Source organism: Nonomuraea sp. NPDC049129 (assembly GCF_040648495.1).
In the GTDB taxonomy this organism is placed as follows: domain Bacteria; phylum Actinomycetota; class Actinomycetes; order Streptosporangiales; family Streptosporangiaceae; genus Nonomuraea.
This window is the reverse complement of record NZ_JBEZDU010000033.1, coordinates 29140-50406: the sequence shown is the minus strand read 5'-3', so window position 1 is coordinate 50406 and position 21267 is coordinate 29140. Positions and strand designations below refer to the sequence as shown.

Annotated in this window: 22 protein-coding genes; 9 read left to right on the top strand and 13 right to left on the bottom strand. The window is 70.5% G+C overall.

Going from position 1 to position 21267, the window contains the following annotated elements:
- The 9 genes from AB0B64_RS53020 to AB0B64_RS52980 are packed head-to-tail and all read right to left on the bottom strand — an operon-like array spanning window position 1 to window position 9310.
- Complete coding sequence (locus AB0B64_RS53020) at window positions 1-408, bottom strand: cupin domain-containing protein (RefSeq protein WP_358200598.1); 408 nt, start codon at window positions 406-408, stop codon at window positions 1-3.
- 10 nt (window positions 409-418) lie between these two features.
- Window positions 419-1240, bottom strand: a complete 822-nt coding sequence (locus AB0B64_RS53015; RefSeq protein ID WP_358200589.1) for a phosphoenolpyruvate hydrolase family protein — start codon at window positions 1238-1240, stop codon at window positions 419-421.
- 25 nt (window positions 1241-1265) lie between these two features.
- Complete coding sequence (locus tag AB0B64_RS53010) at window positions 1266-2495, bottom strand: Tm-1-like ATP-binding domain-containing protein (protein ID WP_357939179.1); 1230 nt, start codon at window positions 2493-2495, stop codon at window positions 1266-1268.
- Window position 2496: 1 nt separating this feature from the next.
- Window positions 2497-2871 (bottom strand): carboxymuconolactone decarboxylase family protein, encoded by a 375-nt coding sequence (locus tag AB0B64_RS53005; protein ID WP_357939177.1) that lies wholly within the window; start codon window positions 2869-2871, stop codon window positions 2497-2499.
- On the bottom strand, window positions 2871-3620 hold the full coding sequence (locus tag AB0B64_RS53000) for an SDR family NAD(P)-dependent oxidoreductase (protein WP_357939175.1): 750 nt from the start codon (window positions 3618-3620) through the stop codon (window positions 2871-2873). The genes AB0B64_RS53005 and AB0B64_RS53000 overlap by 1 nt, the downstream gene beginning before the upstream one ends.
- 11 nt (window positions 3621-3631) lie before the next feature.
- Window positions 3632-4450: a carbohydrate ABC transporter permease gene (locus AB0B64_RS52995; RefSeq protein ID WP_357939173.1), complete on the bottom strand. Its 819-nt coding sequence runs from the start codon at window positions 4448-4450 to the stop codon at window positions 3632-3634.
- Entirely contained in the window at window positions 4447-5358 is a 912-nt protein-coding gene (locus tag AB0B64_RS52990; RefSeq protein ID WP_357939171.1) for a sugar ABC transporter permease, read from the bottom strand. Before AB0B64_RS52990 ends, AB0B64_RS52995 begins: the two co-directional genes overlap by 4 nt.
- The gene (locus AB0B64_RS52985) at window positions 5355-6668 is read right to left on the bottom strand and encodes a substrate-binding domain-containing protein (RefSeq protein ID WP_358200554.1); all 1314 of its coding nucleotides are present in this window, start codon (window positions 6666-6668) and stop codon (window positions 5355-5357) included. Before AB0B64_RS52985 ends, AB0B64_RS52990 begins: the two co-directional genes overlap by 4 nt.
- On the bottom strand, window positions 6665-9310 hold the full coding sequence (locus tag AB0B64_RS52980; RefSeq protein WP_358200546.1) for a family 78 glycoside hydrolase catalytic domain: 2646 nt from the start codon (window positions 9308-9310) through the stop codon (window positions 6665-6667). The genes AB0B64_RS52985 and AB0B64_RS52980 overlap by 4 nt, the downstream gene beginning before the upstream one ends.
- 140 nt (window positions 9311-9450) lie before the next feature.
- Here AB0B64_RS52980 and AB0B64_RS52975 point away from each other — a divergent pair, with 140 nt between their 5' ends.
- The 8 genes from AB0B64_RS52975 to AB0B64_RS52940 all read left to right on the top strand — a co-directional run bounded on the left by AB0B64_RS52975 (window position 9451) and on the right by AB0B64_RS52940 (window position 17489).
- A complete protein-coding gene (locus AB0B64_RS52975; protein ID WP_358200537.1) occupies window positions 9451-10455 on the top strand; it encodes an aldo/keto reductase in 1005 nt (334 codons plus the stop codon).
- Window positions 10452-12347 carry a hypothetical protein gene (locus AB0B64_RS52970; protein WP_358200527.1) on the top strand — a complete coding sequence of 632 codons (1896 nt, stop codon included), beginning with the start codon at window positions 10452-10454 and terminating at the stop codon, window positions 12345-12347. The genes AB0B64_RS52975 and AB0B64_RS52970 overlap by 4 nt, the downstream gene beginning before the upstream one ends.
- Window positions 12347-13366: a hydroxyacid dehydrogenase gene (locus AB0B64_RS52965; protein WP_358200520.1), complete on the top strand. Its 1020-nt coding sequence runs from the start codon at window positions 12347-12349 to the stop codon at window positions 13364-13366. Before AB0B64_RS52970 ends, AB0B64_RS52965 begins: the two co-directional genes overlap by 1 nt.
- Window positions 13367-13412: 46 nt before the next feature.
- Window positions 13413-14183 carry an aldolase/citrate lyase family protein gene (locus AB0B64_RS52960; RefSeq protein ID WP_357939159.1) on the top strand — a complete coding sequence of 257 codons (771 nt, stop codon included), beginning with the start codon at window positions 13413-13415 and terminating at the stop codon, window positions 14181-14183.
- A complete protein-coding gene (locus tag AB0B64_RS52955; protein ID WP_357939157.1) occupies window positions 14176-14574 on the top strand; it encodes a VOC family protein in 399 nt (132 codons plus the stop codon). The genes AB0B64_RS52960 and AB0B64_RS52955 overlap by 8 nt, the downstream gene beginning before the upstream one ends.
- Window positions 14571-15824: a four-carbon acid sugar kinase family protein gene (locus tag AB0B64_RS52950; protein WP_358200499.1), complete on the top strand. Its 1254-nt coding sequence runs from the start codon at window positions 14571-14573 to the stop codon at window positions 15822-15824. The genes AB0B64_RS52955 and AB0B64_RS52950 overlap by 4 nt, the downstream gene beginning before the upstream one ends.
- 68 nt (window positions 15825-15892) lie before the next feature.
- A complete protein-coding gene (locus tag AB0B64_RS52945) occupies window positions 15893-16672 on the top strand; it encodes a FadR/GntR family transcriptional regulator (protein ID WP_357939153.1) in 780 nt (259 codons plus the stop codon).
- A 286-nt stretch (window positions 16673-16958) separates the two neighbouring features.
- A complete protein-coding gene (locus tag AB0B64_RS52940) occupies window positions 16959-17489 on the top strand; it encodes an N-acetyltransferase (RefSeq protein WP_357939151.1) in 531 nt (176 codons plus the stop codon).
- A 168-nt stretch (window positions 17490-17657) separates the two neighbouring features.
- Here AB0B64_RS52940 and AB0B64_RS52935 read toward each other — a convergent pair whose 3' ends face one another.
- Window positions 17658-18236 carry a hypothetical protein gene (locus tag AB0B64_RS52935; protein ID WP_358200478.1) on the bottom strand — a complete coding sequence of 193 codons (579 nt, stop codon included), beginning with the start codon at window positions 18234-18236 and terminating at the stop codon, window positions 17658-17660.
- Between the two features lie 531 nt (window positions 18237-18767).
- Between AB0B64_RS52935 and AB0B64_RS52930 the strand changes: the two genes are divergently transcribed.
- On the top strand, window positions 18768-18971 hold the full coding sequence (locus tag AB0B64_RS52930; protein ID WP_214640926.1) for a cold-shock protein: 204 nt from the start codon (window positions 18768-18770) through the stop codon (window positions 18969-18971).
- A gap of 98 nt (window positions 18972-19069) precedes the next feature.
- On the opposite strand, the gene AB0B64_RS52925 is transcribed toward AB0B64_RS52930, so the two are convergent.
- The 3 genes from AB0B64_RS52925 to AB0B64_RS52915 form a co-directional block, all read right to left on the bottom strand.
- Entirely contained in the window at window positions 19070-20197 is a 1128-nt protein-coding gene (locus AB0B64_RS52925) for an NlpC/P60 family protein (protein WP_358200462.1), read from the bottom strand.
- Window positions 20198-20211: 14 nt separating this feature from the next.
- The gene (locus AB0B64_RS52920) at window positions 20212-20502 is read right to left on the bottom strand and encodes a hypothetical protein (RefSeq protein WP_358200453.1); all 291 of its coding nucleotides are present in this window, start codon (window positions 20500-20502) and stop codon (window positions 20212-20214) included.
- A gap of 88 nt (window positions 20503-20590) precedes the next feature.
- Window positions 20591-21241 carry a hypothetical protein gene (locus tag AB0B64_RS52915; protein ID WP_358200446.1) on the bottom strand — a complete coding sequence of 217 codons (651 nt, stop codon included), beginning with the start codon at window positions 21239-21241 and terminating at the stop codon, window positions 20591-20593.
- Between the last annotated feature and the right edge of the window lie 26 nt (window positions 21242-21267).

Genomic DNA, 21267 nt, shown 5'->3' with positions numbered 1-21267 from the left:
TCAGGCTTGGCGCCACTCCGCCACGCTGCCGGGATCGTGCAAGTGCAGGTCGGGGGCTCCTTCCAGGGCCTTCTCCTCGCCACCGGGCGTGTACGTGACAATCAGCCGCAACGGCCGCCAGGTCGAGTTGAACGTCGAGTGGTAGGCCCCCGCCGGAATGTGCACGGTGTCACCCTCCTTGATCGGGAACGGTTCACCGTCGTCGACCATCTGCGACGCCTCACCCGAGATGACGTAGATGATCTCCTCGGCCGTCGGGTGGTTGTGCCGGGCGTGTCCCTGCCCGGGATTGATGATGACCTCGCCCAGCGTGCTGCTCGCCCCCTCGATGGCCGACGGGGTGACGAACCACTTGATGGACCCCCAGTCGAAGGCCATCGTGGGCACGGAGTCCGGACTGACGTGCATGGGCAGCTCCTCAGAAGTTCAGTGACTTGAAGGCTCGTACCTGCTCGGTGATGGCCCGTTCCGTGGGCAGCCGCTCGACGGACGAGGCGCCGAAGAAGCCCACCACGCCCTCGGTGTGCGACAGGACGTGGGCCGCGTCGGCGGGCTCGGCGATCGGGCCGCCGTGGCAGAGCACGAGGATGTCGGGCCGGACGGCCGCAGCCGCGTCGCGCATGGCCTGTACCCGGGTCACGGCCTCGTCCAGGGTCAGGGCGGTGCCCGCGCCGATGCTGCCCTTGGTGGTCAGCCCGACGTGCGGGACCAGTACGTCGGCGCCGGCCTCGGCCATGGCGCGGGCCTGGTCCTCGTCGAAGACGTACGGGGCCGTCACCAGGTCGCGCTCGTGGGCCAGCCGGACCATCTCCACCTCCAGCTCGTAGCCCATGCCGGTCTCCTCCAGGTTCTGCCGGAAGACGCCGTCGTACAGGCCCACGGTGGGGAAGTTCTGGACGCCCGCGAAGCCCATCGCGGCCAGCTGGTCGAGGAAGCGCGGCATGACCCGGAACGGGTCGGTGCCGCAGACGCCCGCGAGCACCGGGGTGTCGGCGACGACGGGCAGCACCTCGGCGGCCATCTCGACGACGATCTGGTTCGCGTCGCCATAGGGCAGCAGCCCGGCCAGCGAGCCGCGCCCGGCCATCCGATAGCGGCCGGAGTTGTAGATGATGATCAGATCGACGCCGCCGGCCTCGGCGCACTTGGCCGACAGGCCGGTGCCCGCGCCCGCGCCGATCACCGGCCGCCCCTCCGCGACGGTACGGCGCAGCCTGGCCAGCACCTCCTGCCTGGTCATGCGGCATCCCCTCCGAGCTGCCTGGTCATGCGGAATCCTCTCCCGAGATCAGGCGATGCAGCCGCTCGGCCATCGCCCGGCCGAACTCCGGATCGTTGATGTGCAGGTCGAACCGCTTGGTCGCGGGAAAGGCGGCCAGCGCCTCGAAGCAGGCCGCGTCGGCCTTGGGATCGTGGAAGTCCATGCCCGGCGCGTCCAGGGCGGACACGCCGCCCAGCGGGACGAACAGCTCCGTCGGGCCGCTGGCCGCGCCGAGCTTGGCGGCCACCCGGGCGCCCAGCTCGGCCATCTCCTCCGGCGTGGTGCGCATCAGCGTCACGGTCGGGTTGTGCACGTACAGCAGCCGGCCCGCGAACCGCTCGGGCACGGTGTCGCGCGGGCCGAAGTTGACCATGTCCAGCGCGCCGGGGGCGACCACCTGCGGCACGCCGTGCGCGCCCGCCGCCGTCAGCCGGTCAGGTCCGGCCGACAGCACCCCGCCGACCAGGTCGTCCGCCAGTTCGGTGGTGGTCAGATCCAGCACCCCGGCCAGCAGCCCGCTCGCCGCCAGCCCCTCCAGTGCCCGGCCGCCCGACCCGGTCGCGTGGAAGACCAGCACCTCGTAGCCGAGCTCGGCCAGCCGCTCGCGCGCCGCGTCCACGGCGGGCGTGGTCACGCCGAACATCGACGCGCCGATCAGCGGCCGTTCGTCGCTCTGCGTCGTACGCACCGCTCTGGCCAGCTGGTGCGCCTTGGCCATGCCCGCCGCCGCGGCGGCCGCATTGCCGAGAATCGCCCGGGAGACCCGGTTGACGCCGGCGATGTCGACCACGCTGTACATCAGCGTGACGTCCCTTGCTCCGACATAAGGCGACACATCGCCCGACGCCATCGTGGACACGATCAGCTTGGGCAGGCCGATGGGCAGGTCGCGGACGGCTCGCGCGGCGATCGACGATCCACCGCTACCGCCCACGGCCAGCACCGCGTCGACCCGGCCCTCGGCGTACAGCCCGGTCAGGATCGCCGCCGCGCCCTCGCCCATGGCGGTGACGGCGGCCCCGCGGTCGCCCCCCTCCTGGAGCGCCCGCAGGTCACCTCCGCCCGCCGCGGCCACCTGCTCGTTGGAGACGTCGGCGAGCAGCGGCACGCCGGGCTCCTTCACTCCCGCGTCGACCACGAGCACATCGCTGCCCAGCTCCACCAGCCGGTTGCGCAGCCAGGCGTACTCCTCGCCCTTGGTGTCGAGCGTCCCGATCAGTACGACGGTCGGCATCTCACGCCACACCCCTCTGTTCGAAGACCTTCTTCGCCACATTGATCGCGTTGATCGCCCTTGGGAAGCCCGCGTACTGGACGCAATGAATGATCACCTCGACGATCTCCCCGGGCGTGAGGCCCACGTTGAGCCCCGCGTTGATGTGCCCGGTGAGCTGAGGTTCGACGCCACCGATGTTGACCAGCGAGGCGATCGAGGCGATCTGCCGCTGCTTGAGGTCCAGGCCGGGGCGCGAGTAGATCTCGCCGAAGTTGAACTCCACGCCGTAGCGCCCGAGGTCGGCGCCGGGGCCCGACAGCGCGTCGAGCAGCCGGTCGGCCGCGCCCTCGCCGTACACCTCGTCGTACTTGGCTCTGCCGCTGTCCATCGACATCAGATCGAGTGACCTCCGTCCTGGGGCAGGATGACGCCGGTCAGGTAGGCGGCGGACGGCAGGCAGAAGTGCACGATGCTCTCCGCCAGGTCCTCCGGACTGCCGAGCGTCCTGGTGGGGATCTGGCCCAGCAGGGCCTCCCGCTGCTCGGGCGTGTCGCGGTCGCGGCCCGGCGTGTGCTGGGCGCCGGGGGCGATGCAGTTGACCGTGATGCCGTCGGTGGCGTACTCGATGGCCAGGGCCTTGGTCAGGCCGACCACGCCCGCCTTGGCGGCGGCGTAGCCGCTCGCGTGCCGGACCAGGCGCCCGCCGCGCAGGGCCGCGATGGAGGCGATGTTCACGATCCGGCCGCCGCCGCGCGCCAGCATCGACGGTACGACCGCGCGGGTCACGTTGAAAACACTGGTCAGATTGACGTCGACCATCCGCTGCCACTCGGCGGCGGTCATCTCGTGGAACGGCCGCACCATACCGCCGCCCGCGTTGTTGACCAGGATGTCGATCCCGTCCCAGGCCCGGACCACCTCGTCGATCGCGCCCTGGGTCGCGTCGAGGTCGGTGATGTCGGCCTTGAGCTCCAGCGCCTCCCGCCCGGTCTCGCGTACGGCCGCGCCGAACAGCTCCAGCCCCTCGGCCGCCACGTCCAGCCCGGCGACGTCGCAGCCCTCCCTGGCCAGCACCTGGGCGAACACCTTGCCCATGGCACCGCCGGCGCCGGTGATCACGGCCTTCCTGCCTGCCAACCTCATAACGCAACCTTTCACTTAAGCGCTCCGGCGGTCATGCCCTGAATGAAGTGCCGCTGGAGGAGGAGATAGAGGGCGATGATGGGGATGCTCGCCAGCGTCACCCCGGCCGCGATCATCGACCGGTCCACGCTGTACTCACCGACGAAGAACATGATCCCGGTGGAGATCGGGCGCAGCCCCTCGTCCTGCCCGTACAGCAGGGGGATCAGGAACATGTTCCAGGTGAACATGAACTGCAGCACGACCAGCGTGATGATGCCGGGCCTGGCCAGCGGCAGGACGATGCGGGTGAAGACCCGCCACTCGGTGGCGCCGTCGATCCGGGCCGCGTTCGAGATCTCCTCGGGCAGCCCGCGGAAGAACGCGCGCATCAGGAACACCCCGAAGGCGAGGCCGAGCGCGACGCTCGGCACGATCACCCCCCAGTACGTCCCCAGGATGCCCAGATCCCTGACCAGGTAGTACTGCGGAATCATGATCGACTGAAACGGGATCATGATGCCGAGCAGGAAGGCACCGAAGATGATCCGCTCGCCGGGCAGCCGGCGGGTGCCCAGGGCGTACCCCGCGAGGCAGGAGAAGAAGGTCACCAGCGGCACCACGAAGGCGGCGTACAGCACCGAGTTGCCGATGTAGGAACCGAACCGGCCGGTCGTCCAAGCCTCGGCGAGGTTCTCCCAGTGCAGCGCGGTCGGGATGCCGAACGGGTCCTGGTTGATCTCCGACGTGCTCTTCAGCGCCGAGAACCAGATCCACAGGAACGGCATCACGAACAGCAGCGCGAACAGCCCGAGTATCAGGTACCTGGCCGTCTTCACGGTGATCGTCATGCGCGCTCCCTGACCCGGACCACCGCGACCGACACCAGCAGCGAGATCACGGTGAGCACCAGCGACAGGGTGGAGCCGTAGCCGACCTCGTTCTCCATGAACGCCTTCTGGTAGGTGTAGGTGGCGATGAGCTGGGTGGCGTTGTCCGGGCCGCCCTTGGTCATGATCCAGACGTGGTCGAACGCCTGGAAGCCGTGGACCAGCAGCAGCACGGTGACGAGCGTGATCGCGTTGGACAGCTGCGGGATCACCACGTGCCGGAAGCGCTGCCAGCCGTTCGCGCCGTCCATCCGGGCCGCGTCGAGCAGGTCGGTGTCCACGTTGTGCAGCGCGGCGGTGAAGATCACGAAGGCCAGTCCGACGGTCGCCCAGACCGAGGCCACCATCACCGCGTACAGGGCGAAGGTCGGGTCACCGAGCCAGCCTCTGGTCCACGATTCGAGGCCCACCGCCTCCAGCGCCCGGTTGAGGATGCCGAAGGCCGGGTTGTAGATCCAGCTCCAGACGATGCCGACGATGATCGCGGGCAGCACCTGCGGCATGAAGTAGATCGTGCGCAGCGCCGTGAAGCCCCGTGGCCGGTTCCACACGAACATGGCCAGCAGCAGCGCCACGCCCATCGTCAGCGCGGTGCCTGCGACGACCCAGACGAGGTTGTGCCCGAGCGAGCGCCAGAACAGGCCGTCTCCGAGCATCCGCTGGAAGTTGGCCAGGCCGACGAACCGCTTCTCCGGGCTGGCGCCGTCCCAGTCGGTGAGGCTCAGGTAGACCGACTGGGCCAGCGGCCACAGGATGAAGCCCGCGTACAACAGCCCGGCCGGGACCAGGAAGAGGTAGCCGAGAGTCCGGCCGGACGGCGACGGGGTGACGCGGGCCCCGCGACGTGTGGCGGTAAGAGTGAGCGTCATGAGGTCACGCCCGCCTCCCACGCCTTCTGCAGCTCCTCCGCCTGCTTGGCCGGGGTCTTGTCCCCGGCGACCACGGCCTGGAAGCCGCTGGTCATCGCGTTGAGGAAGCCGGGCGCGGCCAGGCCGTGGTTGACGGCGTAACCGATGTTGGTCTTGGCGTCGCCGCCGCCGGTCTGGGCCGCCTGCATGGCGAGCTTCTGCAGCGGGCTGAGGTTCCAGCCCGCGGAGTCGAACGGCACCGGCGGGAAGATCTTGGCGCCCTCGACCCAGAGCCGTACCGCCTCCGGCTTGTAGAGCGAGTCGAGGAACTGGGCGGCCACGTCCGCGTTCTTGCTCTTGGCCGAGATGTAGTAGGCCGAGCCGATGCCGCCGGGATAGACGCGGGGTCCGCCGTTGACCGAGGGCATGGCCATGATGCCGATCTCCTGGCCCTGCATCTCCTTCTCGATCGTGCCGACCGCCCAGGTGCCGTTGAGGTTCATCAGCGCCTTGCCGGCCAGGAAGAGCGACTGGGCGTCGGGGCCGCCGAGCGAGTTGAGGTCCTTGATGAACCCGCCGGCCTTGACCAGGTCGACGAAGAAGAGCTTGATCGCCTCGACCAGCTGCGGGGTGTTCCAGCTGCCCTTGTTGTCGAAGATCAGGTCGCCCATCGGCTGGGCGCCCGCGAGGTTGTTGGCCATCATCGAGAAGGCCCACCAGCTCGGGTAGACGTCCGACTGGCCATACGCGATGGGCGTGTAGCCCTTCTTGGCGGCGGCCGAGGCGAAGGTCAGTAATTCGTCGAAGGTCTCGGGGACGGTCAAGCCCGCCTTGTCGATGAGGGTCTTGTTGTAGAACAGGACGGTGTTCTCCGACTCGTCGGGCAGGCCGTAGAGCTTGCCGTCGAGCGACGCCTCCCTGATCGCGAACGGCGTCAGCCGGTCCAGCCAGCCGTACTTCGCGGCCACGTCGTCGAGCGGCTTGATCAGGCCGGCCTCGGCCAGCACTCCGGCGTTGCCCGCGCCGACCTGGTAGTAGATGACGTCCGGGCCGGTGCCCGAGGCCAGCGCGGTCTTGCCGACCGTGGTGAGCTGGTCGCCGGTCTGCGAGGTACGGGTGATCGTCGCACCCTTGAACAGGTCGTAGACCTTCTTGACGGTCTCGTTCTGCGGGGAGGTGGTGAACTGGTCCCACACCTTCAGGCTCGCGCCGGCCGTACCTCCGCTCGCCGGTGCGGGATCCGTCCGGCCCCAGCCGCAGGAGCTGAGCGTCACCGCCGCGGCGGCCAGGCCACCGGTGCGGAGGAAATCGCGGCGCGTGGGGGTGTTCAAGGCGTTGTCCTCTCATGTGCGGCCCAGGGGGCCGTGAAACGGTGGTGTCCGGAGGCCACCGAGCACACGACCGTCCCGTCACGCCGTTCGAGGACGGTGACGTGGGCGGTGGACTCGATCGCCTCGGGATCGCCGGTGGGGAGGTGCACCGTGGCGTCCGTCCCCGGGGGGATCAGCACGTCCACCGTGAGCACGCCGTCCGTCACCGACCATGCGGACTCGACTCGCCCCCGAGCGGTCTCCTGCACGGCGCGGGCCCGGGTGAGCTTGCCACCCGGCCGCGGGCGGATCACCAGACCGGCGTACGCGGATGAGTCCGCCGTCTGGCCGATCCCGGCGACTCCTCCGTAGAGCCAGTCGCCGATGGCGCCCAGGCTGTAGTGGTTGAAGGAGTTCATGGTGGCCGCCTGGAAGCCCCGGTCGGGGGTCCAGCCGTCCCATCGTTCCCAGATGGTCGTGGCTCCGTGCCTGACGGAGAACAGCCAGCTGGGAAAGGTCTCCTGGTGGAGAAGTTCGTAGGCCAGGTCGGCGCGGCCGATCCTGGTGAGCACCGGGCACAGCAGCGCGACCCCGAGGAAGCCGGTGGTGAGATGGCCGTCGTGCGCGGCGATGTCACGCACCAGGTGCTCGGCGGCCACTTCGGCGGGCATGAGGCCGAACTCGATGGCGAGGAGGTAGCAGGTCTGGGTGTCGCCGTGGATGCGGCCGTCCGGCGCGACGAACTCCTGGTTGAAGGCTCTTCTGATCGCCGCGGCCAGCTGCTCGTACCGTTCGGCTTCCGGCCTGCCGAGGATCCGCGCCGCCTCGGCGACGAGCGTGGCCGACTGCGCGAAGTAGGCCGTGGCCAGCACGTCGCGCGGGGTGTCCACGCCGATCTGGAGCCAGTCGCCGTAGTTCCTTCCGGTACGGCGGCGCCAGATCAGGTCGGGGTTGTGCCGTTCGATCTGGTCCACCCAGGCGGCCATCGCGGGCAGGCAGCGCTCCAGCACGCGGCGGTCGCCGTACAGGCGGTAGAGCGACCAGGGGACGATCACGCCCGCGTCGCCCCAGCCCGGCGCGCCTTCCCTGGTCAGGCAGACCAGCGGCGCCACGTCGGGGAAGGAGCCCTCCGCGTCCTGCCCGGTCAGCACGTCCTCCATCCAGTCGGCGAAGAAGGCCGAGACGTCGGCGCCGCGGGCCGCCGTGGGGAGGAAGACCTGGGCGTCCGCCAGCCAGCCGAGCCGCTCGTCGCGCTGGGGGCAGTCGGTGGGCACCGAGACGAAGTTGCCGCGCTGGCCCCAGCGGATGTTCTCGTGCAGCCGGTTGACCAGCGGGTCGTCACAGGAGAACTCCCCGGTCCACGGCAGCTCGCTCTGCAGCACTCGCCCGGTGACCTCGATCCGCCCGTCGAATCCGGTGATCTCGACGTAGCGGAAGCCATGGACGGTGAAGGCGGGCTCGTACACCTCCACCGGGTCGCCGCCGCAGACATAGACGTCGGTGGCCTCTGCGCGGCGCAGGTTCGCCAGGTGCAGGGAACCGTCCTCCTCCAGGATCTCGGCGTGGCGGAGCTGGATCCGCCGCCCGCGCTCGGCGCCGTGAACGGTGAGCCGGACCCGGCCGACCATGTTCTGGCCCAGGTCGGCGATGGTCTCGCCACCGGGTCCGCGCAGGACGCGCACGGTCGGGAGGTCTTCGACCACGCGTACGGGGGCGCTGCGTGACCAGACCAGCTCCGAGGTGTCCGTGCCGGTGACGGCCACGGGCGTCCAAGCGGCGTCGTCGTAGCCGGGGCCGTCCCAGCCGTCCAGCCTGGCGCGGGCGTCGTAGTACTCGCCCATCAGCAGGTCGGAGTGGCGCAGCGGGCCCGGCGACTCGCGCCAGTCCTCATCCGTGGCGATCACGTGGCGTGATCCGTCGGCGAACTCCAGCACGAGCTGGGCGATGAGCGCGGGCGCGTCGCCGTACAGCTTGCCCGCCTTGCGGGGGTCCATACCGACGAAGCCGCTCCACCAGCCGTCGGCGAGCAACGCTCCCAGGACGTTCGGCCCTTTGTGCAGCCGCGCCGTGACGTCGTAGGACTGGTACCTGATCCGGTGGCGGTAGTCGGTCCAGCCCGGCTCGAGCTCGGCGTCGGAGACGCGCACGCCGTTCAGCGAGAACCGGTGCAGACCGCGGGCGCTGGCGTACAGTCGCGCCCGCACGGGGAGTTCGGCCAGGTCGAAGGCCCGGCGGAGGTGGGCGCAGGCGGTCAGCTTGCGGGTGGTGAAGGAGCGGTCGTCCTCGACCGGCGGCTCGAAGACCGGCTGCGCGCCATCGTCCCTGGCGATCCAGGCCGCGCGCCAGCCGCCCATGAGCCCCGTCTCGAACCACGAGTCCGTACGGCCCGCCGCGGTTCCCCACGCGTCACGCACCTCCACCGACCAGTCGTAACGGGTCGAGGGCCGGAGGGGCGCTCCCTCGTAGACGACCTGGTGCTCGCCGGCGCCTCCGGTGTCCCAGACGACCTGGTCTCCGGCACGCACGATCAGCCGGTAGGCGGTCTGGCGATCGCCGTGGTCGTCGGAGCGGAGCTTCCAGGACAGACGGGGCGCGGTCTCGTCCATGCCGAGTGGCTGTTCGAGGAACTCGCAGGTGAGGCCGTACGGAGACAGGCTGGGCATGGGCTTGACCACTTCCCTTCGCAGGCCCACAACCGATCTGAATCGTTTTAAGAGGGCCGGTGTGGCGCACGTTACATCGATGTTGCGCGATTGGTCAACCGGTTGACCAATGCCGCTTTTGGGACGTACCGTCCCATGTCATGGACTACGCGCTGCTCGGCCCGACGGGCATCAGGGTGTCGCGGCTCTGCGTCGGCACGGCGACGTTCGGGGTGGCCCCCAGCGCCGCCGACGCCGCCGGGCTCGTGCGCGGCGCGCTGGACCATGGGATCAACTTCTTCGACACCGCCAACGCCTACGGCAACCGCCCGCAGTTCGACCGCCCCGGCGTACCGCCCTGGACCGAGCGCGAGTCGGCCGAGGAGATACTCGGCCGGGCGCTGGCCGGCCGGCGGGACGAGGTCGTCCTGGCGACCAAGGCCCGCGAGAGCGTCGGACCCGGCGTCAACGACCGGGGCCTGTCACGGCGGCACCTGATCCAGCAGCTCGAACGGAGCCTGCGCCGCCTCCGCACCGACCACGTGGACCTCTACTACGCCCACCACCCCGACCCCGACACGCCGCTCGAACAGACCCTCGCCACGCTCGACGACCTGGTCAGGCAGGGCAAGGCGCGCCATGCGGCGCTGTCCACCTATCCCGCGTGGGAGACCGTCCAGGCCCTGTGGATCTGCTCGGCGCGCAACCTGCACGGCCCGGTCTGCGCCCAGGTGCGCTACAACCTGTTCGACCGCACGCCGGAGACCGAGCTGGTCCCTGCCTGCCTGCGCCTCGGGCTGTCCTTGGTCGCGTTCAGCCCACTGAACGGCGGCCTGCTGGCCGGGACCGGCGGGCGGGAGTACAGCGGGGAGCGGCGCTGGGGTGGCGGCGGCTTCTCACCCGAACACCTGGCGACGGCCGGGCGCCTGGATTCACTGGGTGCCGAGTGGGGCCACCCGCCCGCCCACCTGGCCCTCGCCTGGCTGCTGTCCCGCCCGGCGGTGGCCAGCGCGGTCATCGGCCCGGAGGACCTCACTGAGCTCAGGACCAGCGTGGCCGCCGCCGACCTACGCCTGGAACCGGCCCAACTGGACGCGCTGACCGCCGTCCCGTCGTACCCACGCACCGCCCAGAGCCTGCTCAGGCTGCGGAAGAGCGAGCGATGACCGTCTCCTTCCTGCTCGCCGGTCCGCATCTGGACCGAGTACGACTCGGCGGGCTGCTCCTGCTGCGCCGGGTGGGCGTGCTGGTCAGGGACGGCCGGTGGATGACCGTGCCGGGGCGACTGCTGCGGACCGACCCCGGCACGACCGCGAACTCGTCATCGCTCTCCCTCTCGCTGGATGTGCGGCACGGCGCGGACTTCAGCTGGCGCGGAACGGCGACCGTCACGGAGGACTCACTCACGTTCGCGTTCGACGGTCGGGCGGAGCGCGACTTCGAGCGAACCAGAATCGGACTCTGCCTCATCCACCCGCCGCATCTGGCGGGCACCCCGGTCGAGGTCAACGGGCAGGCCGCCGGGGAGTTCCCGCAGCGAATCAGCCCGCATCAGATCTTCACCGGCATCAGGACCATGCGCTACCGGGACGGTGGGGCGCTGGTCACGATCGAGCTGGACGGCGAGACCTTCGAGACCGAGGACCACCGGAACTGGAGCGATGCCGGCTACAAGACCTATGGGACGCCGCTGGGGCTGGGCCGGCCGGTGACGGTACGCCGCGGCGACCACGTCCACCAGCGCCTCCACCTGACGGTCACTGACTACCCGCCATCCCAGTCACGCCCACCCCGGCGCCGGATCCGCGGTGGCCCGACGACACGGGTACGCCTCCGAATCCCGCAACCCCCTTCCGAAGACCCACTTGCGTTCGCGGAACCGCACACCCAGCGAGAAAAGCCAGCCGGGGGGACGCTTCCGTCAGTGGGGCTGTACCTGAGGCGGCCCCCGGTGGACGGGCGGAAGCTTGCCGGACCCTCGTTCCTGCACGGGACCGTGGATCTGGACGAGCCAGGGTGGCGCGAGGTGGCCGACCGGTTCTCCGCCGCCGCCAGGGCAGCCGGGGCGACGCTCACGCTGAGCGCCGTCTGCTCGTCGTCCGACCAGGTGGCCGCACTGCGTGACGTCCCGGGCCTCGACACGCTCCTGGTGTTCGACCGTACACACGGCACTCCCCGAGAACTCGCCGAGGCCGCCCGGCGGTCCTTCCGGCGTATGCCACCGCCATTCCACGGTGCGCAGGTGCCCTTCGCCGGGCCGCCGGTGCGGATCGGCGGCGGCAGTCGGGCCCATTTCGCCGAGCTGAACCGGGCCGTGTCTCTACCGTCCGACCTGCTCGACCTGGTCTGCTTCCCCATCGCGGCCCAGACCCACCACGACGACGAGGCCAGCGCGCGGGAAACGCTGGCGGTCCACCCGCTGCTCGTCGGGCAAGCCGCCGAACACTGCCTGCCCGTGCTCGTGGGGCCGGTCGGCCTGCTGCCCACCTTCGGCTTCGCCGCCCCGCGCGGCGCACACGATCCCGCGCCGTCCGCCCTCTTCCGCACGACCTGGCTAACTGCCGCCCTGATCACCCTCGCCAACGCCGGAGCAGCCGCGATCTCCGTCGACGCCTGCGATGCCGCCGAGAGCTACACGGACGACCAGGACACCGGCGCCGACGCCGTACCGTCCGAGCTGCGGCATGTTCTCGCCGCCCTGCGTCCCTTCGTAGGAGGGCAGCTCGTCGACCCCGGGCTACCGGCGGGGCTGGTCGGCTTGGCCGTACACCATGGCGGACGACGGCTCGTCCTGGCAGCGGCGCTGGACGCCGACGGCCGTGGCGACGGCCACCACGACTGCGACGGCGGCCACTGTGGCGGCGGCGAGCCGGTCTTCGTCGGCACTCGGGGCTACACCGTCACCACGGTCACCGGTGGCGACGCGGGCGGCGTGGTCGTACAGGAGCATCCGCCCGGTACCGAGACGACGGCCCTCACCGCACCGGCCGTCGCGATCCTCATCGCACCCCGCAAGCCTCACACCCGCAGGACCCCGCCCTCAGAAGGAGACCATTGATGCCCTTCAGGATCGGCCTGACCCGAGACTTCCTGACCGACGACGGGCGGATCGGCTGGGGTGACATCGGCCTGTCCGCGCTCGACGCGGCCGACGGGGTCGAGTGGGACTTCATCGAGGCCGTGGACGGTGACATCCCGCCCGAGGCGGTGCGCGGCTATGACGCCCTGATCGTCCTGACCCCCAGGGTCACCGCTGACACGCTCAAGGGCGCCGACCGGCTGGTTCTGGTCGCCCGGTTCGGTGTCGGCTACGACAACGTGGACGTCGAGGCGTGTACCCGGCACGGCGTGCTGGTCACCATCACGCCCGACGGCGTGCGCGGGCCGGTGGCGGTGTCGGCGTTGACGATGCTGCTCGCCGCCGCGCACCGGCTCGGCGAGAAGGACCGGCTGGTACGCGCGGGACGGTGGAACGACAAGCTGGACTACATGGGGACCGGCGTCACCGGTAGGACGCTCGGCCTGGTCGGCTGGGGCAACATCGGCCGCGAGCTGTCGCGGCTGTGCGCGCCGCTGGGCATGCGGCAGCTCGCCGCCGACCCGTACGCCGATCCCGAGCGGGCGGCGGCGGCCGGTGTCACGCTCGTCGAGCTGGACACGCTGCTCGCCGAGGCCGACTTCGTGGTGATCACGTGCGCGCTCACCCCGGAGACCCACCACCTCATCGACGCCGGGCGGCTGGCCGGGATGAAACCGACCGCGTACCTGGTCAACGTCGCCAGAGGTCCGATCGTCGACCAGGCCGCGCTCACTGCGGCGCTCACCCAGGGGCGCATCGCGGGGGCGGCGCTGGACGTGTTCGAGGTCGAGCCGCCCGATCCGGCCGACCCGCTGCTGGCGCTGGACAACGTGCTGCTCAGCCCGCACGCCGTCGCCTGGACCGACGAGCTCGCGCTGGGCAACGGGCGCGGCGCCATCCAGGCCGCTCTCGATGTCGCCGCCGGTCGCGCACCGGCGTACCCGGTCAACCCGGCGGCACTCGACCACCCGCGTCTCTCCTCAAAGGCCCTCCAGTGACCGACCCCACACCCCGCTTCTCCAGACTCTCCAGAAAGGTCCTCCGTTGACCGGTCCCATCAAGCAGGCGCTCCACAGCGGCGAGCTCGTGCTCGGCACCTTCGTCTTCGAGTTCGCGACCACGGGCATCGGCCGGCTCGTGGCGGGCGCCGGAGCGCAGTTCGTCATCTATGACGCGGAGCACACCGGCTGGGGGTGGGAGACCCTCGGCAAGGTCGTGGCCACCACCCGGCCGACCGGCGTCGAGCCGTACATCCGCGTCCCCACCGCCGAGCGCACCCAGATCTCCCGCGCGCTGGACGCCGGCGCGCGCGGGATCATGATCCCGATGGTGGACTCTGCCGACCAGGCGCGGGACGTGGTGCGCTGGGCGAAGTACCCGCCCGACGGAGTACGGGGGGCGGCCTTCGGGGTCGCGCACGATGACTACGTCGTCACCGACAACGTGGCCTACATGCGCGACACCAACGCCCGGACCATGGTGATCACCCAGATCGAGACCGTCGCCGGTCTGGAGTCCGTGGAGGAGATCGCCGCGGTGGACGGGGTGGACGTGCTCTGGATCGGGCATTTCGACCTGACGAACAGCATGGGCATTCCCGGACAGTTCGACCATCCCGACTACCTGGCGGCGCTCGACCGGGTGGCCAAGGCGGCGCGGGCCGCCGGCAAGTTCGCCGGGTTCATGGCGGGGAGCAAGGAGGAGGCCGCCATGCTCGTCGAGCGCGGGTTCAGGATCCTCGCGTACGGCGGCGATCTGTGGATCTATCAGGCGGCACTGCGGACCGGGTTGCGCGAGGTCAGGAAACTTGGCTGACTTCGACCACGTCGACCACGTCGGGATCGCCGTCCACGACGCCGACCAGGCCCTGCCCTTCTATGTGGAGCGGCTGGGCATGACGGTGATCGGCGACGAACGGGCGGAGGATCCCGGGGTGCGGCTCACGTACCTCGACGCGGGCAACGTCATGCTCCAGCTCGTGCAGCCGTTCAGGGACGGGCCCGTCGCCCGCTTCCTGCGCGAGCGTGGTGAGGGGCTGCACCACGTGTGCTTCAGCGTCGCCGACATCGAGACGACGCTCGCGGGCCTGCCGGGGCAGGAGAGCGCCCAGATCTTCATGGGCGGCCGGGGCCGGCGAGCCTGCTTCCTGCTGGGGGAGCCGAACGGCGTCCGCGTGGAGCTGACCGAGCGGGATCCGGTGCGATGAGCCGGGTCATCGTCCTGGACGACGATCCCACCGGCACCCAGGCCGCGGCCGACGTGCCGGTGCTGCTCGACCCGGACGCCGAACTCCCCGCCGACCCGTCGTACTACGTCCTCACCAACACCCGCGCCATGGAGGAGGGCCGGGCCGTGAGCCTGGTACGCCGGCTGCGCGACAGGTGCGGCGACGACGCCGAGTACGTCCTGCGCGGCGACTCCACCCTGCGCGGGCACGTGTTCGCCGAGGCCGACGCGCTCGGGGCGGCCGACGGGGTGCTGGTGTTCGTCCCGGCCTATCCCGCCATCGGGCGGGTGACGGTCGGCGGGGTTCACCGCGTCATGGTGAACGGCCGCTGGATGGTGGCCGCCGACACCGAGTTCGCCGCCGACCCGGTCTTCGGCTATTCGGCCAGGACGATGACGGAGTGGGTCAGGGAGACCGGCGGGCGCGCGGCGACGACGGTCCCTCTGGAGACGGTACGGCGCGGCGGTCTGGATCCGGTGCTGCGCCGGGCCGTACCGGGGGCGGTCATCGTCCCCGACGTGGAGACGGACGCCGACCTGGCGGCCATCTCCGCCTCGATCGACGCCGCCCGATCCGCGAGCGTCCCCGTCGTGCTGCGCTGCGCCGCGCCCCTGGCCGCCATGCGCGCGGGACGCCTGGCGTACGGGCTGCTCGACCGGCCGCTACACCGCCGTCCCGGCGGCACGCTGGTCGTCTGCGGGTCCCATACCGAGGCCGCCGGCGCGCAACTCGCCGCACTCGCCACCGAACTTCGCGTTCCCGTACGTACGGCGTCCACCGAGGCCGCCCTGTCGGAGCCCGAGGCAGAGGGTCGCCGGGTCGCCGGACTCGCCCGCTTCGACCTCGCCGAACGGGGTGTCGCCCTGGTCGCCAGTGAGCGGGTCAGGCATTCCCGGCACAGTACGCTCGGGCACGGCGCCAAGGTCATGGCCGCACTGTGCGCTACGGTGACCTCGCTCCGTCCGCGCCTCACCGCGGTGATCGCCAAGGGTGGCATCACCTCGGCGCAGGTCGCGCGCGACGGGCTGGGGGCGGATCGCGCGCGCGTGCTGGGACCGCTGCGGCCCGGCGTGGCCGTTTGGGAGATAGGCGTACCCGTCGGGGCTACGCTCTCCTACGCCGTCGTACCCGGGAACGTGGGCGACGAGCGAACCCTGGTGGACGTGGCGGACGCCTTCGGGCTGCTGGGACCTTCGGGTCGACAAGCCTTGGGGCCGACGATGGCTTGAGGCAGACGATGGCTTGAGGCTGGCCCTCGGGCTGACGAGGCCTTCGGGCTGATGAGGAAGGGAAGACCGTGGCGGAGTCCGAAGGCAAGGCCAGGCGCGCGGGGAGAGCGGAGACGGCGTCCATCTCCCTCGCCGCGCCCCAGCGCGAGAGCACAGTGGTCGACATCGCCAGGCAGCTGCTGTCCCAGTTGCTCTCGGGCCACCTCGCGCCGGGCACCCGGCTGCCGTCCGAGCGCCAGCTGTCCGAAACGCTCGGCGTCGGACGCTCCACGGTCAGGGAGGCGCTGAAGGCCCTGGACGTGCTCGGCATCATCGAGGTACGTCAGGGAGACGGGACCTACCTCAGGCAGAGCACGTCCAGCCTGCTGCCCAGCGCCATCGAATGGGGTCTCATGCTGGGCCAGCCCCAGGTCCTCGACCTGATCGAGGCCCGCAAGCACATCGAGGTGGTGATCGCCGAGCTGGCCGCCGAACGCGCCGACGCCGCAGCCGTCGAGGAACTGCGCGCCCACCTGGCCGACATGCGCGCTGCCCAGGACAGCACGGCCTTCGTGGAAGCGGACGTCGCCTTCCACCTCACGCTGGCGCACGCGGCGGGCAACTCGGTCCTTGACGACATTCTCGGCAGCATCCGCTCGCTCCTGCGGGTCTGGATCCGGCGGGCGATCCACGAGGCGGGAGAGACCCAGACCACCATCGCCGAACACGCGGCCGTGCTGGCCGCGATCGAACAGCGCTCGCCGTCGGCGGCCGTCACAGCCATGCGCGGCCACATGGACGCCGCCAGCGGCCGCCTGCACCGCTCCCTCCAGGACGACGAGTCTCCCCACAAGGACGACGAAGCCTGACGCCTCCGACAGCCTGACGCCTCCGACAGGACGACGAAGAGCGGATGGTCTCGGTCGCGCGAGCTGACATAGCGGACAGCCATGCGGTACCTTGATCAATGTCGGTTGAAACGACGGCCGAGGCGCCGGTTGAGCAGGAAGGGAGCGAGGAGCGTATGACCGCCCGTTGGGTGGCCGCTGTGCGCGGCATCTCCTCCTCTGTCCTTCCGGGCTGCCCGGGAGCCGGTCACTGCCGCTGAGCTCGGCCGTTCTCCGCGGGAGCCCTCTGTTCCGATGAAGGGTTCCGTTGAACACCACACCGCTCGACATCACGCCGTTCAACATCGCAACGCGGGCGGAAACGCCCGAAGACGCCGCCGCCATCCGCGCGGTGAACCTGTCGGCCTTCCCCACCCCGCTGGAAGCCGACCTCGTCGAGGCACTGCGCCTCGACCCGGCCTGGATTCCGGGCCTGTCCTGGGTGGGGGTCGCCCCTGACGGGGAGATCGTCGCCTATGCCCTCCTCACCCGCTGCCACGTCGGGCAGGCGCCCGCGCTGGCCCTCGGGCCGGTTGCCGTGTCGCCGGCCGTACAGAAGCAGGGGGCGGGCGCGGCAGTGACCCGGGCGGCGCTCCAGGCGGCCCGCGAACTGGGCGAGAGTGCCGTGGTCGTGCTCGGGCATCCCGAGTACTACCCGCGCTTCGGGTTCACGATCGCCTCCGGTCACGGCATCGGCGTGTCCTTCGACGTGCCCGACGAGGCGTTGATGGCCATGTCGCTGGACGGGAGCCCGCTGCCGGCGGGCACGATCCGGTACGCGCCGCCGTTCGGCGTGTGATCCCGCGCTGAGCCGGCGCTAAAAGCCCGCGCCGCCGTACCAGCTCAGTTGGTACGGCGGCGCGGGCGCCCGCGTTGGCGGGACCGGCCACGGGGAGGGCCGGGCCCACAGCGCGGGCTGGTTCCGCGACGAGGGCCTCCCGATATTCGCCCTCGTGGCGGTGGCCGGCTACTTGCCCTCGTGACGGTGGTCGTCGCGGTGGTCGCCGCCGCGGACGACGGTGAACTGGGCGGTGGCGGTCCGGTTGCCGACCTTGACGGTGACCGTCTTGGCGCCGAGCTTGGCCTTGGCCGGTACGGTCAGCGTCTTGGTGACCGTCCGCTGGTCGAGCGACACGCGGTAGCTCTTGCCCTCGGGGCTCGTGATCGTGGCCGCCTTACCCGCCGACGCGCCCTTGACCACGATGGTCACCCCGTAGGAGGCGCCCTGCTTGACGCGGGTCGGGTTGACCGAGACCTCGAGAGAGGCCGGGCTCCGGCGCTCCTTCAAGTAGAGGGTGGAGGCCGTGGTCTCCCGGACGTGGGCGGTGGAGGTCGGGCGCTTGGGCCGCGCGTTGTCGTCCGTCGCGTTGGGGCGGCCGGTCTTGACCGGTGCGGTGGGCTTGGTGGTCGGGGTGGTCTTCACGCCCGGGGTGACCGTCGGAGCGGGCTGCGGCTGGCCGCTGTCGGCGAAGGCGCCGCCCGCGAACGGCAGGGCGACGAGGGCGGCACTGGCCAGGGTCACGGTAAGGGGCTTCAGGAAACGCACTGAGATCAACGTCCAATCCCGGATGACCCGGCCGCATCCCGATGAATTCGGCCCCCGAAGGTCATCCGCACGCCCTGAACTCTGCCGACGCCACATGAGAGATGTCTGATATGCCGCTTTGTTTTATCTATGTCGGGTTGACATAAATTTTGCGGTCCCGCCGGCGGCGAGAGTGCGTCGACCGTGTCGGGTCGTGGTCGATGGTCACGACCGTCCAGATTCCGCGTGCTCTCGGGCCCGTCCGGCAGGGGCAGGCGGCGCTCCTCGACCGGTCGGGAGCCGGTGTCCAGGCGGCGATTTTCCGTTCCAGCAGGCAGGCCGCAAGATCTCCCATTTTTCGGGAGGGAGTATGAGAGGCCACGTGCTAGCGTGGCAGCTGTTGCAGTTTTGGTACCCACGAACTTTGCGCGCCCGACGGGTTCCGCCCCGAAGGCGTGTTGTTTTCACCGGTCATTTCCGGATGGGTCATTGCGGCGACATGGGATTCGTGACCTGCGAGTCCCGGCTCTGCGCCTATCAAAGGAGATCGACATGGCGACTGGCACCGTGAAGTGGTTCAACTCTGAAAAGGGCTTCGGCTTCATCCAGCAGGACGGCGGCGGCGCCGACGTCTTCGCCCACTACTCGAACATCGCCGCCCAGGGCTTCCGCGAGCTGCAGGAAGGCCAGAAGGTGAGCTTCGACATCACGCAGGGCCAGAAGGGCCCGCAGGCCGAGAACATCGTTCCGGTCTGATCTACGACGTAACACCACGACGAGCCGGGGTCCGCACACGCGGGCCCCGGCTCGCGTGTGTTCAGGCCAAGTTCCCGCGTGGTCCAGAAGCGCGGGGGTCAGAAGCGGCGGTAGGTGATCGGGCCGTGTTGGACCGCCACCTCTCCCACCCGGACGTTCGCCCCCGGGTGCGGCGCGTGGATCATCTTGCCGTCGCCTATGTAGATTCCCACGTGGTCGGGCGGGGCGCCGAAGAAGACGATGTCACCGGCCTGCGGTGGCCCTGAGATCGGGTGCCCGCTCGCCTGGTAGCCGGCCGCCGTGGTGTCGCCGATCTTGATGCCCGCCTGGTTCAGCGAGTAGTAGACGAGCCCACTGCAGTCGAAGGCGCTCGGGCCGTTGGCGCCCCAGACGTACGGCTTGCCGAGGTGCTGCCGCGCCGCGTTGACGATGTCGGCGCCGGTGCCGCCACCCGGCACGTACGGCACGGCCTGGGCGACCGCACCCCCAGAGCCCCCCGAGCCCCCGGAGCCCGAAGATCCGCCGGACCCGGAAGACGCGGCCACCGGGGCGGACGCGGAGGCGGGGCTGTAAGCGTTGCCGTTGCCGTTCGCGCTCGCCAGTGTCGTCTTCTGCCAGTCGGGAAGCGGCGTCGGGTCCCAGTGGACGGTGTGGCCCGGCGCCGGCACGAACGTCTGGTCGCCGGGCGCCTTGATGGCGGCGAACGTCGCCTCCCGCCCGTTCCAGTGCTCGCCGATCGTCTTGACGGCCTGGTTCACGACCTTGTTGACCGAGGTGAGGTGCGTTTTCGCGTCCTCGACCGCGTCGGCGACGGGAGAGGCGAGCGCCTTGTCGAACTCCGCCTGCGTGGCGTCCGGATTGTTGGTCTTGTAGGCGCGGGCCTTGTCGAGGACGTCGCCGCAGATCCCGCGTACCTTCGAGGCGGCCGTCTCCAGCGCCTGGGCGACGTCGTCGAGAACCGTCGCGCTGTCCGTCAGGGCGTCGTGGAGCGCGCCGCCGGCCGTGGAGTAGCGGCGCATGTACTTGTCGAAGGCGTCGGCGGAGTCGCCCTGCCAGGCCGTGTTGACGCCCTTGACCGACGTACCGAGGCGGCCGACGTACTCGCCGGTCTTGCCGCCGGCGCCGCGCCAGCGCTTGGCCACGCCGCGGACCGAGCCGGGATCGCCACTGACGGACTTGAGGATGTTCGCAAGGCCGTCACCGCCGGGCAGGTCGCCGAGCTCCACGCTTCACTCCTTGATCAAGCGCCCGAGGCCTGGTTGGCCGTGTGGACGTTGTCGCGTACCTTCTCCAGCGCCCGCTCGACGCCCTGGAGCTTGTTCTGGACATGTCCCAGCTCGCTTGAGACCCCGGTCTCGATCTTGTCGAGGAGGGCGGCCAGCGAGGAGGAGCCGGTCAGGTCACCGAAGATCGAGGAGTCGGCGGTCTTGGCCGGATACCCGCCAGCGAGGTCGGCGAACTCCTTGGACAAACGGTTCGCCGCCGACTGGCAGTCTTCGAGCGCCTGGCGGTGAAGGTCGACCTTCGCCATCAGCGATCCTCCAGGGGTACGGGACCGACGGTGACGCGCCCATCAAACTGCGCATCCCCCACAAGGAGCTGATCGTATCGGTAAGCCCCTAACGGGTCAGCTCCGGACGCCAGGCCAGGAGCACGCCGAGGGTGGCGTACCCGATGATCAGGTGCGGCCCGCCCACCCACCGGGACGCCTGCTCGCCGAACACGATGAACAGCGGGACCGTCACGACGGCCCAGCTCTCGGCGATCAGCGGCCACCAGCGCAGCGGCCCGCGCCACCGTCCGGCCACCGCGAGCTTCACCGCGATCACCATCATGCCGAGCATCGACAGCGGCCAGAAGAGGTCGAGGACCGCCAGCAGCGGACCGTCCTGCTGGGGCTCGGGCAGGACGCCGTGCAGCAGCGACCAGACGCTGGCCAGCGCGAGCAGCACCGCCTCGACCCGGAGCATGCCCCGGGAGATCCGGGTGAGCCCGGTGGCCTGGCTCCTGGCCTGCACGGTGAGCAGGGCGAACACGCCGCCCTGGAAGAGGAGCCCGGTCAGGTCACCGACGCGCTCCTCGAACCCGGTGTTCTGCGTCCCGTACAGAAAGATGCTCGCCGCCCAGGCGAGCGTGCCGGCGGTCAGCGACAGGCCCAGGCCGCGCACCATGCCGAGCGAGAGCGGGGGCTTACCGGTGATGGGCGGTTCACCGGAGACGGGCATGTCAGTGCGGGCTTTCGCGGGTGTCGTCGTGATGTGCGGGTCCATGGTGATCTGGTCCTTTCCACAGGGTG

Coding starts and splice junctions, on each gene's coding strand:
- AB0B64_RS52975 (WP_358200537.1), top strand. CDS start 9,451: ATGGACTACGCGCTGCTCGGCCCGACGGGCATCAGGGTGTCGCGGCTC.
- AB0B64_RS53015 (WP_358200589.1), bottom strand. CDS start 1,240: ATGACCAGGCAGGAGGTGCTGGCCAGGCTGCGCCGTACCGTCGCGGAG.
- AB0B64_RS52990 (WP_357939171.1), bottom strand. CDS start 5,358: ATGACGCTCACTCTTACCGCCACACGTCGCGGGGCCCGCGTCACCCCG.
- AB0B64_RS53010 (WP_357939179.1), bottom strand. CDS start 2,495: ATGCCGACCGTCGTACTGATCGGGACGCTCGACACCAAGGGCGAGGAG.
- AB0B64_RS52995 (WP_357939173.1), bottom strand. CDS start 4,450: ATGACGATCACCGTGAAGACGGCCAGGTACCTGATACTCGGGCTGTTC.
- AB0B64_RS52915 (WP_358200446.1), bottom strand. CDS start 21,241: ATGGACCCGCACATCACGACGACACCCGCGAAAGCCCGCACTGACATG.
- AB0B64_RS52930 (WP_214640926.1), top strand. CDS start 18,768: ATGGCGACTGGCACCGTGAAGTGGTTCAACTCTGAAAAGGGCTTCGGC.
- AB0B64_RS52970 (WP_358200527.1), top strand. CDS start 10,452: ATGACCGTCTCCTTCCTGCTCGCCGGTCCGCATCTGGACCGAGTACGA.
- AB0B64_RS52965 (WP_358200520.1), top strand. CDS start 12,347: ATGCCCTTCAGGATCGGCCTGACCCGAGACTTCCTGACCGACGACGGG.
- AB0B64_RS52980 (WP_358200546.1), bottom strand. CDS start 9,310: ATGCCCAGCCTGTCTCCGTACGGCCTCACCTGCGAGTTCCTCGAACAG.
- AB0B64_RS52950 (WP_358200499.1), top strand. CDS start 14,571: ATGAGCCGGGTCATCGTCCTGGACGACGATCCCACCGGCACCCAGGCC.
- AB0B64_RS53020 (WP_358200598.1), bottom strand. CDS start 408: ATGCACGTCAGTCCGGACTCCGTGCCCACGATGGCCTTCGACTGGGGG.
- AB0B64_RS52920 (WP_358200453.1), bottom strand. CDS start 20,502: ATGGCGAAGGTCGACCTTCACCGCCAGGCGCTCGAAGACTGCCAGTCG.
- AB0B64_RS53000 (WP_357939175.1), bottom strand. CDS start 3,620: ATGAGGTTGGCAGGCAGGAAGGCCGTGATCACCGGCGCCGGCGGTGCC.
- AB0B64_RS53005 (WP_357939177.1), bottom strand. CDS start 2,871: ATGTCGATGGACAGCGGCAGAGCCAAGTACGACGAGGTGTACGGCGAG.